The organism is Limosilactobacillus sp. (genome assembly GCF_051873035.1).
Classification (GTDB): Bacteria; Bacillota; Bacilli; order Lactobacillales; family Lactobacillaceae; genus Limosilactobacillus.
In genome coordinates this window covers 56,643-71,398 of record NZ_JBJEEL010000010.1, presented here as the reverse complement: position 1 = coordinate 71,398, position 14,756 = coordinate 56,643, and the positions used below count along the sequence as shown (strand labels likewise).

Genomic DNA, 14,756 nt, shown 5'->3' with positions numbered 1-14,756 from the left:
GTCAGTATTATTTATTTGAGTCCAGTGGCTAACTTATTCTTGAAATTTAGGAAATTATTTTTCTTTCCAATAGCGGGCATTAATCAAAATTTGTTTGGACCGTTCATCGGCCGGGTGGTAACCCCGGTTAAAGGAGTGCCGGAAATACATCATGTTGTAGAAAAGGGCAAATACCAGTGACGGCCACGGAAATTCGAGTAACCAGTTAAGGCCAAAGAACATTGCCACTAGCGCATAGTCCAGGTCGAGTACGATCATTAAAACGAAGTTATAATAATCACCCCGAAACAGTGCTGGGAGCGGGCCAAACCACAGTGTTGTCCATGAGATTCCGACCTTTGAGATGCGGATATCACCCTGGTCATTAACAATCTTAGCGTAGTTCGGTGGAAGGGGGAGATTATTCAAGTTAAATGGGTTTTGGTCGTTGTTATTGTTATTACCAAATGGGTTTTGCATATCTCTTTGTCCACTTCTTTCTATAGATATTAATGATAACACATTCAATTAGCCGGCACTAATTTAATGCCGACGCGAAAGCTTAACGACGGCCTCACACCGGGCTGTTTGGGGCATCATATCAATGGGCTGGATGTAGTCTACGTGGTAGACGCTAGTAAGCCGGCGAAGGTTCCGCGCCAACGAGGCCATCCCGCAGGAAACATAGGCAAACTTACGGGGCTTGACCCGTAAAATTTGTTGAATTAATTCCTCGTCTAGGCCGGTACGTGGTGGGTCCACGACAAGGGCGTCAAAGGTCAAACCGTCAGCTAGCCACTTCGGCATGACCTCTTCGGCCTTCCCCAGGTCATAGTGGGCGTTAGTAATCCCATTTAGGCGGGCATTGTCATTGGCGTTTTCGACAGCTTCAGGGATAATCTCCATCCCCCGGACCTCCTTGACCCGGGGTGCCAGTGAGAGCCCAATGGTCCCAATCCCAGCATAGGCATCGATCAGGGTATCCCCTTTATCCAGTTCCAGTGCCTGGGCGGCCTGTTCATAGAGAACTTCTGTCTGTTCCGGATTGAGCTGTAAAAACGACCGCGCTGAAAGTTCAAAGTCCAGCCCCATTAAACTTTCCGTGATCGTCTCCTTGCCGGCCAGGTGGATCATTTGCTCACCCCACACTAGCGGGGTGTCACCGGGGTTAACGTTTTGCATGACGGAAACGACTGCCGGAAGCTGGTCCTTGATTGCTGCTAGTAAGGGCCGCTTATGGATTAGCTTGGGGGTGTTAGTAATAAAGGTAAGTTGTATTTCACCGCTCGTCCAGGATTCACGAACGACGATGGTCTTGATGATGCCACTGTTGTGCTCCTCGTCGTAAACCGGGATTTGGAGGTCTTCAATCAGTTGGACAACGGTCCGCACGACCTTCATTGTCCGGGGCATTTGGACGGCACACTCTTGCATGTCGACTAGGTCATGACTGTTAGGCTTATATAGGCCGGCCGCCACGTGCCCATTAATCATCCGTACTTGGAACTGGGCCTTGTTACGGTAGTGATACTCCTCCGGTGCCGCGATGGTCTTACGCACCTCATAGTTGCGGTAGCCGTATGGTTTGAACTTTTCTAGACTGTCCAAGACGACCTGACGCTTAAAAGCGAGCTGTTGGGGGTAGGCCAAGTTTTCGAGCTCAAAGCCCCCGGCAACGTTCGCATAGGAGTCGCGCGGTGTCACCCGGTATTTACTCTGCTTACGAAGACGGTGAATTTTTGCCTCTAAAAAGCGGGGGTGAATCCGGGTTACTTCGGCAACGACGATTTCACCAGGAAGGGCCCCGGGAACGAAACAGACCTTATGCTTGTAGTAGCCGATCCCGTGACCATTTACGCCGAGCCGCCGAACGGTCAGCGGGAAGCGGTCGCCGATTTTAACTTCAACATCACTTGTTTTATTTACCATCATTACTTTCTCCGTTTACTTATTAGTGTTCCTTCATTTTAGCACATCCGCGTACTTAAATTTTGTCTGTAAAATCACTCAGTTATAAGCAAATCGTTGAAAATCATCTAATAAATAAAAAGAACACTAATAATTGTTTCGGATTAGTGTCGCTTTTGACAAAAATATAGTAAAATAACCATGTGAAATGTTGCATAAATAATTGTAAGGAAGTGACAAGTTTGAAGATTGCTGCAATTGCAGGATCCAATGCGAACCATTCTTATAACCGAATGCTGTTAGAATACATTGCAAAGGATCTTCACGAGACCGATGATGTTGATGTAATCGACATTCGCCAGGTTCCACTCTTTAATGAAAACTTTAAGGGAAAGACTCCCGATGTCGTTGCTGATATTGACCGCCGCGTGGCCGATGCCGATGCGGTAATTATTGCTAGTCCTGAGTACAACCACTCAATTACTTCTGCACTTAAAAGTGTCATCGAGTGGCTCTCCTATGAGTTACACCCGCTCGAAGATAAGCCTGTCATGATTATTGGGGCGTCAACCCATGAACAGGGTTCATCCCGTTCCCAAGTTCAACTTCGGGATATTTTAATTTCCCCAGGGGTTAATGCCCATGTCTTCCAAGGGGAAGAATTCTTCATGAGTAATGTAGCGGACTTAATTGATGATGACGGGAACATCACTGATGATGGGACCGTTAGCTTCTTAAACAAGTGTATTAGTGAATTTAAACCATACGCCGAAGCCATTAACGGGATGGTTGCTAAAAAGAAGGAGGCGGCAAAGGACTAATGAAGATTTTAGCTTTAGTCGGGACCAACGCTAAGTTCTCGTACAACCGGATTTTACTCCAGTTTATGAAGAAGCACTTCAAGCAAATGGCCGACATTGAACTTTACGAGATTAGTAAGCTACCAGCCTTTAGTGTGGATGTACCACTGGAAGAACAGACTGAGGTTTGGAAGTTAAAGGAAAAGGTTAAGGCCGCCGACGGGATAGTCTTTTCCACGCCTGAATACGACCACGGAATTCCGGCAGCGTTAAAGAGTGCCGTGGAATGGCTGTCTTATCATACCCACGTTTTAAAGCATAAGCCGGTAATGGTCGTCGGGGTCTCTTATGGCCGCCAGGCATCTGCTCGTTCACAAGTCCAAATGCGCCAGATTTTAATCTCACCAGACTGTGATGCCAACCTTCTTCCTGGTAATGAGGTGTTGATTGGTGGCGCCAGTCGGGTCTTCTCCAAGGATGGTCGCCTGATTAACGAAGAGATGCGCGATAACCTTGAACGGTGCTTTACAAACTTCATTGAGTACATTCAAATTTTCCAAAATGTTAATGAGGAGGAAGTCCAGATGTCGATTAAACGCCCAACAATTAGTGATGCTTACATTAACTTCCCAACTGGCCGGCTGTCATTAAAGGAAGTTCAACAAATCTTTAGTACAATTCCATTCGAAGTCGACCTGGTTGACAGTTCAGACCGGTTCGCTTGGTACTCTGACAAGCCTAACCGGGAGCACGTTCGGAACGTGGCTTCCCTGAACGAACCAGTTACTGAATGCCACCCACCAAAGGCTGTGCCGATTGTGATGGGAATTATTAACAGTTTCCGTGACGGTAAAAAGGATGTAGTAACTCGGCCACTGTGGATGAACGGCCACCGTTCACTGATCCAATACTACGCACTGCGGGATGTCGATGGTCACTACCTGGGAACCATTGAATTTACGGGTAGCGTTGAATACATCCTGAACCTCTTTGAAAATGGTGCTTGGGATAACAAGCCAGATGCCAGCACCGGTGCCTCAAAGCATGATGATAGTGCTGAGGACACCACGGCAACGGATGCCTCCACTGGCGCTTCCGAAAGTTCTGCTACTGAACCAGTAGCAGACAACACCGCTAGTGAAACTGACGACGCCGATGCTTCAACTGGTGCTTCCGAAAGTGGCAGTGTTGACGCTGATGATGACAGCGCCGACGCAACTACTGGTGCTTCTGAAAACTAATTTGACCCATGGCGAGTGAATTAATGGCCCAAAAGCACAGTCTAGTTCACCACGCCCTTGGTACTAAAATTGTACTAACGGTGTATGGTGACCAGTACTACCCCGTTTTGGACCAGTCGATGAAGTTAATTGATGGTTACGAGGACCGGTTGACCGTTAACCGTCCCGTCTCGGAAGTCATGGCGGTAAATCAGGCGGCAGGTAAAATGCCGAAGCTGGTTTCACCGACCACCTATGAGTTAATCAAGTTGGCCGTTCATTATAGCCGGGAGAATTTTGGCTTTAATGCCTTAATTGGGCCCTTAGTTAAGTTATGGAAAATTGGTTTTGCCGGGGCGAACGTTCCTAGTCCGGCCGCTATCAAGGAGCGACTCGCACTGACCGATCCCTACAAGGTATTATTAGATGATGAAAACCAGACCGTCTTCTTAGAAGAGGCGGGAATGGAGCTCGACCTTGGTGGAATTGCAAAGGGCTATATTGCCGACCGGATCCGTGATTTCTGGGCGGCACAGGGGGTACCAGCCGGGATTATTAACCTCGGTGGTAACCTCCTCTTTGTTGGTCAATCGCCACGACGGTCGGATGGTCAGTGGATAATTGGGGTACAAGACCCGCAGCTTAAGCGGGGCCAGGACCTCGAGACTGTCCGTCAGCCGGCCTGCTCAGCGGTAACTTCGGGAATTTACGAGCGTTTCCTGGTAAAGGATGGTAAACGATACCACCACCTCCTGGATCCGCGGACGGGTTACCCACTGGAAACGGATCTGAGCAGTGTGACGGTCTTTACGGATAAGTCCGTGCTCGGGGAAGTGGAGGCCAAGCGCCTATTCTTTAATGGGGCACCGATTGCCGGATGGGCTGACCAACCAGGAAACCGTGGTGCAGTCTTCATTCACAATGATGAACAAATCGAAAATGTTAACCTTTAATTGTTAAGTCTTTAGGTAACATTCAAAATAAGTCGGGTGTGACAGAAGTTGTTTACGACTACTGTCACACCCTTTTTAGACTGAACTTTATTAAAATAATGATTGCTTAATTCGTAAAGATGTAATATGATAATGGCGAAATAAGAAACACGGATGCATTTCAAGTAGGTCGTCTAGAGAGACTGCGGGTGGTGGAAGCAGTTGACCGAAACTCCGGTGCAGGATAATCGTGGGCGGGTAATGCCGCACGGCCGATGACCGTTATCCATCACGAGGGTGACATTACGATGTCAAACTTGGGTGGTACCGCGGAACTAAGAGCCATTTCGTCCCAAAATTTTTTGAGGATGGAATGGCTCTTTTTGTAAGGAGGAAACACGATGTTAGATATTAAGAAGATTCGGCAAAACCCTGATTTCTATAAGCAAAAGCTCGCAACCCGGGGAATTAAGGCCGAAGAAATTGACGAAGTCATCGCCTTGGACCAAAAGCGGCGCGACCTACTACAAAAGACCGAAGCAATGAAGGCGGAACGAAACACTGCCTCCAAGAAGATCGGTGAAGCGAAGAAGAACGGTGAATCTGCTGAGGAAGCTATCCAGCAGACTCGGGAACTCGGTGAGCAGATCAAGAAGCTAGATGAACAAGTCGAAGCTAATGACGAGGAACTGCATGATAAGATGTCTCGCCTGCCGAACATCCCACATGAAGGGGTCCCGGTTAGCCTAACCGAAGATGGGGCAGTCGAATTGCGTAAGGTTGGTAAGATTCGGGACTTTGACTTTCAGCCTAAGCACCACTGGGACGTTGGTGAACAGTTAGGGATCCTGGACTTTGACCGGGCTGGTAAGGTTTCTGGTGCCCGCTTTGTTTACTACCTGGGCCTTGGTGCACAATTGGAACGGGCGGTATACAACTTCATGCTCGATGAACACATGAAGGATGGTTATACCGAAGTATTGCCACCATACATTGTTAACGCGGCTTCCATGTACGGCACCGGTCAATTCCCGAAGTTCAAGGACGGGGTTTACCAAGTTAACGGTGAAGATATGACGCTGATCCCAACGGCCGAAGTTCCATTGACCAACTACTACCGCGGTGAAGTAATCCCGGCAGAAGAACTACCCGTTTATGTAACGGCGCTGACCCCTTGCTTCCGGTCCGAAGCCGGGGCCGCTGGTCGTGATACCCGGGGCTTGATCCGGATGCACCAGTTCAACAAGGTCGAAATGGTTAAGTACACGAAGCCGGAAGACTCATGGGATGAATTGGAGAAGATGACGGCCAACGCCGAAAGCATCCTCAAGAAGTTGGAAATCCCATATCACGTCATCACTCTGACGACTAGTGATATGTCCTTCACTGCTTCTGAAACCCATGACCTGGAACTGTGGATGCCAGCCCAAAACAAGTATCGTGAAGTTTCTAGTTGTTCTAACTGCTTGGACTTCCAGGCTCGGCGGATGCACACCCAGTACCGTGATGAAAACGGCAAGCTGCAATACGTTCACACGCTGAACGGTTCAGGCTTAGCTGTTGGCCGGACGGTCGCGGCTATTTTGGAAAACTACCAAAATGCCGACGGTTCCGTAACGATTCCAAAGGTACTGGTACCATACATGCACGGTGTTACTAAGATTACTAAGGAAAACGCGGTTCCATTCCGGAACAAGTAAGTTCAACTATATAAGTATTAAGGCCGGTAACCCTCGGAAAAAATCCGAGGGTTACCGGCCTTTTTAGATACTCTTGGCGTTTTCTCATTGTTTTCTTATTTTAGCTCTAATCAAACTTATTTAAATTAACCGATCAGCGGGGATAAATCTTAATAATCAAAATATAAAAGCGCTACCATCTTGGATATTAACGGACTTTGCTTCAAACTATTACATCCTAGTACTTTCGATGATAAAGTTGTAACAATGTTAATTTGATTAAAAAGGGAGTCGGTTGATAATGCGGAAAACGGTATTTACAAAATGGATAACCGCCTTAGTTGCAGTCATTGGGATTGCAGTCGGGTGGATGCTGGTTGAACCACAGAGCGTGTTTGCCGCCGAACCGACTTACACTTTTGCTACTAACAACACGTTTGAGCCATTCGAAATTCAAGATAGTAAGGGTGGCTATTCCGGCAAGAACCCCGGAATTGAAATTGAAATGTTAAAGAAGATTGCTAAACACGAGCACTTCAAGTACCGCTTAAAGCCGATGAGTTTTAACGGTGACTTACAAGCGCTGGAGGGTGGTCAGGTCGACGCCGTGATTGCCGGGATGAGTGTTACAAATGAGCGGAAGGAAAAGTTTGATTTCTCTAAGCCCTACTACACTGACGGTGTCATGATGGCGGTTGCGAAGGATAGTAAGCTTAAATCGCTGAGCCAGCTAAAGGGAAAGACCGTTTCGGCTAAGTCTGGAACGAGTGCCGCCCTCTTCGTCAAGAAGAACCAAAAGAAGTACGGCTACAAGATTAAGTACTTTGATTCTTCCAATACAATGTGGAACGACGTTAAGAACGGTAACACGGCGGCCACCTTTGATGATGGGCCGGTCCTTGAATACGGTATCCGGACAGGGGTACCGCTGAAGGTGGTTACCAAGAAGCCAATTAACGCCCAACCCGTGGCCGTTGGTTTCCAGAAGGGTAAAAACTTGGCCCTCCAAAATAAGGTTAATGATGGTATCACGTGGCTGAAGAAGACCGGCCAGATGAAGCAAATTATTAACAAGTACACCAAGAGCACAAAGACGACTAAGAGCAGTACCGCCAGCCGGACTGTTTGGGGCCTTATCAAGGCTAACCGGGCCGCCCTGTTAAATGGTTTATGGATGACCGTTCAGCTAACGGTGGTTGGTATTATCCTCGCCATGATCTTTGGGTTGATCCTCGGTGTCCTTGGGGTAATGCAAAACAAGGTGGCCAATGCCGTCTCGAGCATTATTATCTACATTTTCCGGGGCCTGCCAATGATCGTTTTAGCCTTCTTTATCTACATGGGGCTGCCAAATGTATTAGGGCACAAGGTACCACTATTCTTAGCCGGGGTAATGACTTTGATGCTGGATGAAGGGGCCTACATCGGTGCGATCGTTAAGGGCGGCTTTGATGCCGTTGATCCTGGCCAATGGGAAGCCGCTCGTAGCCTAGGGCTTCCATACCGCAAGGCCCTAGTTAAGGTGGTTGCGCCACAAGGGATCAAGATTATGGTGCCATCGTTGGTCAACCAGTTCATCATTACCTTGAAGGATACGTCAATTCTATCCGCCATTGGGGTAATGGAGCTGACCCAAACGGGGACGGTCATCATTTCGCAAAACATGGAAGGGTTCAAGATGTGGTTAATTATCGGTACGATCTACATCATTATCATTACCCTGTTGACTTGGTTATCAAACTACATTCAAAAGAGGATGGCTTAATATGGACAAACAATATAAGGTACAAGTAAAAGACTTACACAAGAGTTACGGTAAAAATGAAGTCCTGCAAGGAATTAACCTCAATGTTAAGCCCAGTGAAGTGGTCTGCATGATTGGCCCTTCTGGATCCGGTAAAAGTACCTTTTTACGGTGCCTTAACCGGCTGGAAATTCCTAATGGTGGTCACGTCTACGTCGATGGTTACGACATTGCGGACCCGAGTGTTAACATTAATAAGGTTCGGGAAAACATCGGGATGGTCTTCCAGCACTTCAATCTTTTCCCCAACATGAGTGTCATTGATAACATTACCCTGGCGCCCGTCCAGCTAAAGAAGGCGGACAAGGCAACGGTAGCTAAGGAGGCCCTCCACTACCTTGACATTGTCGGCCTAAAGGATAAGGCCAACGTTAACCCGAAAACCCTCTCCGGGGGGCAAAAACAGCGGGTGGCGATTGCCCGGGCCCTGGCGATGAAACCAGACGTAATGCTGTTCGATGAGCCCACCAGTGCACTGGATCCCGAAATGGTTGGTGATGTGTTGGCCGTAATGAAGAACCTCGCCCAACAGGGAATGACGATGATCGTTGTGACCCACGAAATGGGCTTTGCTAAGCAAGTAGCTGACCGAGTGGTTTTCTTCCACGACGGTAATATTCGTGAGCAGGGAACCCCTGAACAGATTTTTGATCATCCGCAACATCCGGATACACAGAACTTCTTGGACAAGGTTCTTAACGTTTAATGAGTAATTTAAAATAAAAGCGAATAAATGCCCTGCTAATAATGATAAGGCTTACAAAGCCCGAATGATTCTCCAATTTATATAATTGATGTTTGACATTTAACGGTAGATGATTATAATTATGAGTAAATTCTAATGTTGGCTAACAGAGAGCCCGGCAGGAGCTGAAAGTCGGGACCAACATAATGGCATGTTCGTAAAAGTGGGTGGTTCCAATATCAACCGAGAGGTAACTGTTATCGACAGTTATAAAGATGGGTGGAACCGCGTTAAAAAACGTCCCTGGTATTTGAGTACCAGGGACGTTTTTTATTGGCTTACGAACGAGTCAGTAACAATTAAGGAGGCATAGTTATGGATGAACAGCAAAACGAAAAACTAAAACGCTCGTTAAAGAGCCGTCACATTACGATGATTGCTATCGGTGGTGCCATCGGGACAGGACTCTTTCTGGGCTCTGGTTCTGCAATTCACGCGGCCGGGCCGTCAATCATCCTTTCCTACTTGATTGTCGGTATCTTTATCTTCTTCATGATGCGGGCGCTCGGTGAGTTATTATTGGAAGACCCGTCCCGCCACTCGTTCATCGATGCCATCCAGTACTACCTTGGTGACCGAATGGAGTTTATCGCCGGTTGGATGTACTGGGCCTGCTGGTTAACCTTGGCAATGGCGGACTTAACTGCCACGGGAATTTATCTCCGTTACTGGTTCCCCCACCTTCCCCAGTGGGTGGGCCCGCTAGTAATCGTGGTGGCCTTAATGCTGGTTAACATGATTAATGTTGGTCTGTTTGGTGAGCTGGAAAGTTGGTTTTCGATGATTAAGGTTCTGGCGATTGTGGCCCTGATTCTCGTCGGCCTGGTGCTCATTGTTATGCATGGCCAGGTTAGTGGCCGGACCGTTTCCCTGGCCAACCTAGTTAACCAGGGAGGCTTTTTCCCGACCGGGCCAATGGGTTTTCTCTTGTCCTTTCAAATGGTTGTTTTTGCCTTTGTCGGAATTGAAATGGTCGGTCTGACCGCCGGGGAGACCCGTAATCCGCAAAAGGACATTCCTAAGGCTATTAATACCCTGCCGGTCCGGATCGGTCTTTTCTACATTGGATCAATGATTGCGCTGATGTCAATCTACCCGTGGTTCAATGTTAAAACTAGTTCGAGTCCCTTTGTCCAGGTATTCGCGGCAATCGGTATTCCCGGGGCTGCCGGTATTTTAAACTTTGTGGTTTTAACGGCGGCCATGTCAGCAACGAATAGTGCTATCTTTAGTACTAGCCGGTCACTGTACGCACTGGCCGTTAGTGGAAACGCCCCGCGGCGGTTTAAAGAACTCAGTCCGCAGGCGGTTCCCAACCGGGCCCTGACCTTTTCGACCCTCGTTCTCTTCATTACGGTAGTTTTGAACTATGTTATGCCAGCCGGAATCTTCGAAGTGATTGCCGGGGTCTCGACGATTACCTTTATCTTTACCTGGTTGATCATCATGTTTGCTCACATTAAGTTCCGCCAGGCCCATCCGGAAGGGATTAAGCAGTTCAAGATGCCCGGTTACCCGGTAACGAGCTGGTTAACGATTATCTTCTTCTTTGGGGTATTAGTGGTATTGCTATTTATCGATGCGACCCGGATTCCACTGATTATTTCGGTGATTATCTTTGCCCTCCTTGCCTGGGGCTTTAATTACACTGCAAAGGGAAAAAATAAATAAAATTTTTTTAATTAGTTACTAATCAAATGCGGGTTAAAGAGTTTAAAAACCAATTTGAGATCCGCTGATTGAGGGTGGTTTGTCTAACTTGTAAAACTGCTACTAACGTTGACGTGACGCGGTTTGTTTGACCTTGATAGGGGGATGAACTATACTAAAGATGTGAAGAGGTAATGGCTGATTTTGAACGAACATCTTCTCATAATAAACTACTTTGAAGCTAGTTAATTAATAACACGATAATTAACGACACCCCACTCCACATGAAACACTTTAGTTTCCTTGAAAAGTATGTTAGCTAAAAATTAGTGGCCATATCTACAACCTTAAATGATTAAGCTTTAGTTCTTCATCCTTGGCGGAAGAACAAACACAAGGGCACGTTACCAACGAACCTTAATTAAATTAAGTGCAGTTGTTACCTCTTCATGGGAAGCACGGAGACATTAATTTGTCTCCGCTTTTTTGTTTCAACTTATAATAAGGGTTATAATGAATGTCCTTGGCAGGGGCGGGCGACCAGTCGAAGTTAAAACGACCTGGTCGCCGTTTTTTTGCACTTTTTATTCCCGTATTTTATTCACAAGGTGAGCGCTTACAAAAAAGTTTAAAAAGTTTGTGAACGCTTACGTAAATAGTAAAACGTTTCAGCAACGCCGCACGTAAACCGTTTTAATACCGAACGGCCCAATGGAAGGACTATCATTTCACAATCTTTGAATTATTTAAGCCTTTACACAAGTGCCGAAGTAGGATATTCTTAGATCGTAAAGTTGTCTCACCGCACAAAGCAATTATTGATTTATCGATTCTAGTAGTGTAGACAACAATGTTTATTACATGGATTTTTTTATAAGGGGTGTATTACAACCATGTATCTTGCAATCAATATTCTAGGTTTGATTGTTTTCCTAGCGATTGGTTGGCTGTTCTCTAAGAACCGCAAAGCCATCAATTGGAAGACGGTTGCCATCATGGTCGTGCTGAACTTAATTCTGGCCTGGTTCCTGACTGGTTCTTCAGCCGGGCGGGCCGGTGTTAAGGCTGCCGCTGATGGATTCGTTTGGATTGTTGACGTATCAGCAAAAGGTACGGTCTTTGCATTAGGTGATTGGTACAACGTTAAGAACTTAAACTTCATTTGTTCTGCACTGATGCCAATCCTGATGATTGTTCCATTGTTCGATATCTTGACTTACATCGGCTTCTTGCCATGGATCATCAAGTGGATCGGACGTGGACTTTCCTACATCACTGGTCAACCGAAGTTCGAATCTTTCTTCGCTGTTGAAATGATGTTCTTAGGTAACACTGAAGTTTTGGCCGTTTCTGGTATGCAAATTCGGAAGATGAGCAAGGAACGTAACCTGACCTTGGCCATGATGTCAATGTCTTGTGTTACGGCCTCCATCCTGGGTGCCTACATCGAAATGATGCCTGGTCAATACATTTTAACTGCGGTTCCAATCAACATTATTAACGCTTTAATTGCTACTAGTATGTTGAACCCAGTTAAGTTGGCACCAGAAGAAGATACCATTGAAAAGGTTGGTGCAACTGATAACGGTAAGAAGGAACCATTCTTCAGCTTCTTGGGTGACTCCATCCTAGGTGCTGGTAAGCTGATCCTGATCATCGTTGCTAACGTTGTTGCCTTCGTTGCCTTGGCTGCTTTGATTGATAAGATTCTGGCATTGTTCTGGAAGCCATTATCACTGGAAAGCATCCTTGGTGTTATCATGTTCCCATTCTCATGGTTACTTGGTCTGCCAGTTCACCAAGCATGGCAACTGGCCCAAGACATGGGTATGAAGTTAGTTACTAACGAATTCGTTGTTATGGGTAAGGTTACGGGGGACATCGCCCACTACCCAGAACACTTGAAGGCTGTCTTGACTGTCTTCGTTACCTCCTTTGCCAACTTTGGTACCCTTGGTATGATCATCGGTGCCTTCAAGGGCTTGGCTAACAAGGAAGATAACGACTACATCGCCTCAAACATTGGTTACCTGCTGTTGTCTGGTATCTTAGTATCACTCTTATCAGCTGCCTTTGTTGGCCTGTTCGTTTGGTAAAACTAAAAAGCAGCTTCCGGGCTGCTTTTTTTAACCCTTGTTTCGAAAACGCTTGCAACCTAAAAATTAGGAGAAAATAGATATGACTACTAAAATTATTATGGATACTGATCCCGGAATTGATGACGCTGCAGCTTTAACGATGGCGATTAACGACCCATCAATTGACCTGAAGTTGGTTACCGCCGTTGCTGGTAACGTAACTGTTGATAAGACGACTGCCAACGCGCTAAAGATCGTTCACTTCTTTGGTAAGGATATTCCGGTGGCAGCCGGGGCTGAACAACCACTGATCAAGCCGTTTGAAGATGCGGCCCGGATCCACGGTGAATCTGGGATGCCTGGCTACGACTTCGGTGAAGACTACGGTAAGCCGATTAACAAGACTGCGGTTGAGGCACTTCATGACGCCATCATGGCTGAAGATGAGGTTACCCTGGTACCAACTGGTTCTTACACCAACATCGCATTGCTCTTCAGTGAATACCCAGAAGTAAAGAGCCACATCAAGCGGATCGTTGCCATGGGTGGTTCCGTTTCTGGTGGTAACATGACTAGTGCCGCTGAATTTAACGTCTTCACTGACCCAGACGCAGCCCGGATTATGTACAATGCCGGTATTCCGATTGTGATGGTTGGTCTGGATGTTACCTTGAAGGCCCTCTTAACTAAGGGCACCATTGAAAAGTTGGGTAAGATGAACAAGACTGGTGAAATGCTCCATGCCTTGATTACCCACTACAATGACGGGACTGATGAAGGTCGGCCAATGCACGACGTTAACACCATCTTCTACCTACTTCACCCCGAAGCATTTACCACCAAGAAGATGTGGGTTGATGTTCAAACTGATGGCCCAGCAATTGGAGCAACGGTGGCTGACATTCGTGGCGCTTACCATGACGGTAAGACGAATGCCGAGGTTTGCCTAGATATTGATGCCGACTACTTCAACCAGTGGTTCCTAGACGAAGTTAGCAAGATGAAGTAGAACTAATTTGGCACTGAGATAACGGGCGGACGGTAAGTTACTTTACCGTCCGCCCGTTTTGGTTTTAAAGGGAAATAGTGCTTACGCTGAAGCGGGTTAATTTCCCGGGAAATTATTCTTAATTCGTGGGTCCAGTTAGTTGAAAGGGCGACCAATTTAGGTTACAGTATAAGAGTACGTGAAACATAAATGTTTCACGAAAAGGAGTACTTATTTAATGAACCCAGAACAATTTCAACAAATACTGGCTGACCACGGGATTGACCTAACTGATCATCAAATGGCTCAATTTGCTGACTACTATCACCTATTGGTAGCGGCTAATCAGCGGGTCAACTTAACCCGAATTACGGCCGAAAATGATGTTTACCTCAAACATTTTTATGATTCACTGACGGGGGCATTCGCCGAACCACGCCTCCAAAATGAACCCTTAACATTGTGTGATATTGGTGCGGGAGCCGGGTTCCCATCGCTCCCCCTCAAGATTGCCTTCCCACAGTTGAAGGTGACCATTGTTGATTCCTTGAACAAACGGATTAACTTCTTACAGGAATTGGTAGCTAAGCTGGGTCTAACGGGGGTTACCTTAGTCCATGACCGGGCAGAGACCTTTTCTGCTAAGCAGTCAGCCCACCGGGAACAGTATGACCTGGTAACTGCGCGGGCAGTAGCCCGGTTGAGCGTCTTGAGTGAATTATGCTTACCAGCGGCCAAGGTTGGCGGTGAACTAATTGCTTATAAGGCGAGCGCCGCAGATGAAGAATTGGCTGCGGCTCAGGGGGCAATTAATAAACTGGGCGGTCAGGTTCAAAAGGAACTGGCGTTAACCCTGCCAGGAACGGATGAACAGCGTAAAATAGTAATAATTGATAAGGTAACGACGACCCCTAAGAAGTATCCCCGGCGGCCGGGATTACCGAATAAAAAGCCGTTACAATAAGAGAGGAGG

12 protein-coding genes are annotated in these 14,756 nt (G+C 46.8%); 10 read left to right on the top strand and 2 right to left on the bottom strand.

The annotated features are described in order from the left end of the window. Positions 1-54 precede the first annotated feature (54 nt). Together ACI31H_RS01135 and rlmD are read right to left on the bottom strand one after the other, a co-directional pair. Complete coding sequence (locus ACI31H_RS01135; protein ID WP_439770163.1) at positions 55-459, bottom strand: hypothetical protein; 405 nt, start codon at positions 457-459, stop codon at positions 55-57. A gap of 63 nt (positions 460-522) precedes the next feature. Beyond that, positions 523-1,911 carry a 23S rRNA (uracil(1939)-C(5))-methyltransferase RlmD gene (gene rlmD, locus ACI31H_RS01130; protein ID WP_439770162.1) on the bottom strand — a complete coding sequence of 463 codons (1,389 nt, stop codon included), beginning with the start codon at positions 1,909-1,911 and terminating at the stop codon, positions 523-525. A 218-nt stretch (positions 1,912-2,129) separates the two neighbouring features. Between rlmD and ACI31H_RS01125 the strand changes: the two genes are divergently transcribed. From ACI31H_RS01125 to rsmG, 10 genes are all read left to right on the top strand, one after another. Next, complete coding sequence (locus tag ACI31H_RS01125) at positions 2,130-2,708, top strand: NADPH-dependent FMN reductase (RefSeq protein WP_439770161.1); 579 nt, start codon at positions 2,130-2,132, stop codon at positions 2,706-2,708. Then, positions 2,708-3,928, top strand: a complete 1,221-nt coding sequence (locus ACI31H_RS01120; protein WP_439770160.1) for an NAD(P)H-dependent oxidoreductase — start codon at positions 2,708-2,710, stop codon at positions 3,926-3,928. The genes ACI31H_RS01125 and ACI31H_RS01120 overlap by 1 nt, the downstream gene beginning before the upstream one ends. 8 nt (positions 3,929-3,936) lie before the next feature. After that, positions 3,937-4,860, top strand: coding sequence for an FAD:protein FMN transferase (locus ACI31H_RS01115; protein ID WP_439770159.1), 924 nt, complete (start codon positions 3,937-3,939; stop codon positions 4,858-4,860). 380 nt (positions 4,861-5,240) lie between these two features. After that, positions 5,241-6,539, top strand: coding sequence for a serine--tRNA ligase (gene serS, locus ACI31H_RS01110; RefSeq protein WP_439770158.1), 1,299 nt, complete (start codon positions 5,241-5,243; stop codon positions 6,537-6,539). Between the two features lie 280 nt (positions 6,540-6,819). Further along, positions 6,820-8,283 (top strand): ABC transporter substrate-binding protein/permease, encoded by a 1,464-nt coding sequence (locus tag ACI31H_RS01105; RefSeq protein ID WP_439770157.1) that lies wholly within the window; start codon positions 6,820-6,822, stop codon positions 8,281-8,283. 1 nt (position 8,284) lies between these two features. Next, a complete protein-coding gene (locus ACI31H_RS01100; protein ID WP_439770156.1) occupies positions 8,285-9,028 on the top strand; it encodes an amino acid ABC transporter ATP-binding protein in 744 nt (247 codons plus the stop codon). A gap of 354 nt (positions 9,029-9,382) precedes the next feature. After that, the gene (locus tag ACI31H_RS01095; RefSeq protein ID WP_439770155.1) at positions 9,383-10,738 is read left to right on the top strand and encodes an amino acid permease; all 1,356 of its coding nucleotides are present in this window, start codon (positions 9,383-9,385) and stop codon (positions 10,736-10,738) included. Between the two features lie 872 nt (positions 10,739-11,610). Next, positions 11,611-12,813, top strand: a complete 1,203-nt coding sequence (locus tag ACI31H_RS01090) for a NupC/NupG family nucleoside CNT transporter (protein WP_439770154.1) — start codon at positions 11,611-11,613, stop codon at positions 12,811-12,813. Between the two features lie 82 nt (positions 12,814-12,895). After that, entirely contained in the window at positions 12,896-13,804 is a 909-nt protein-coding gene (gene rihC, locus ACI31H_RS01085; RefSeq protein WP_439770153.1) for a ribonucleoside hydrolase RihC, read from the top strand. A 217-nt stretch (positions 13,805-14,021) separates the two neighbouring features. Continuing rightward, positions 14,022-14,747, top strand: a complete 726-nt coding sequence (gene rsmG, locus ACI31H_RS01080) for a 16S rRNA (guanine(527)-N(7))-methyltransferase RsmG (RefSeq protein ID WP_439770152.1) — start codon at positions 14,022-14,024, stop codon at positions 14,745-14,747. Positions 14,748-14,756: the final 9 nt, after the last annotated feature.

Bases quoted from the DNA above. Each gene is read 5' to 3' on its own strand.
- ACI31H_RS01135 (WP_439770163.1), bottom strand. From the start codon at position 459: ATGCAAAACCCATTTGGTAATAACAATAACAACGACCAAAACCCATTT.
- ACI31H_RS01090 (WP_439770154.1), top strand. From the start codon at position 11,611: ATGTATCTTGCAATCAATATTCTAGGTTTGATTGTTTTCCTAGCGATT.
- ACI31H_RS01095 (WP_439770155.1), top strand. From the start codon at position 9,383: ATGGATGAACAGCAAAACGAAAAACTAAAACGCTCGTTAAAGAGCCGT.
- rlmD (WP_439770162.1), bottom strand. From the start codon at position 1,911: ATGATGGTAAATAAAACAAGTGATGTTGAAGTTAAAATCGGCGACCGC.
- ACI31H_RS01100 (WP_439770156.1), top strand. From the start codon at position 8,285: ATGGACAAACAATATAAGGTACAAGTAAAAGACTTACACAAGAGTTAC.
- ACI31H_RS01105 (WP_439770157.1), top strand. From the start codon at position 6,820: ATGCGGAAAACGGTATTTACAAAATGGATAACCGCCTTAGTTGCAGTC.
- ACI31H_RS01115 (WP_439770159.1), top strand. From the start codon at position 3,937: ATGGCGAGTGAATTAATGGCCCAAAAGCACAGTCTAGTTCACCACGCC.
- rsmG (WP_439770152.1), top strand. From the start codon at position 14,022: ATGAACCCAGAACAATTTCAACAAATACTGGCTGACCACGGGATTGAC.
- rihC (WP_439770153.1), top strand. From the start codon at position 12,896: ATGACTACTAAAATTATTATGGATACTGATCCCGGAATTGATGACGCT.
- serS (WP_439770158.1), top strand. From the start codon at position 5,241: ATGTTAGATATTAAGAAGATTCGGCAAAACCCTGATTTCTATAAGCAA.
- ACI31H_RS01120 (WP_439770160.1), top strand. From the start codon at position 2,708: ATGAAGATTTTAGCTTTAGTCGGGACCAACGCTAAGTTCTCGTACAAC.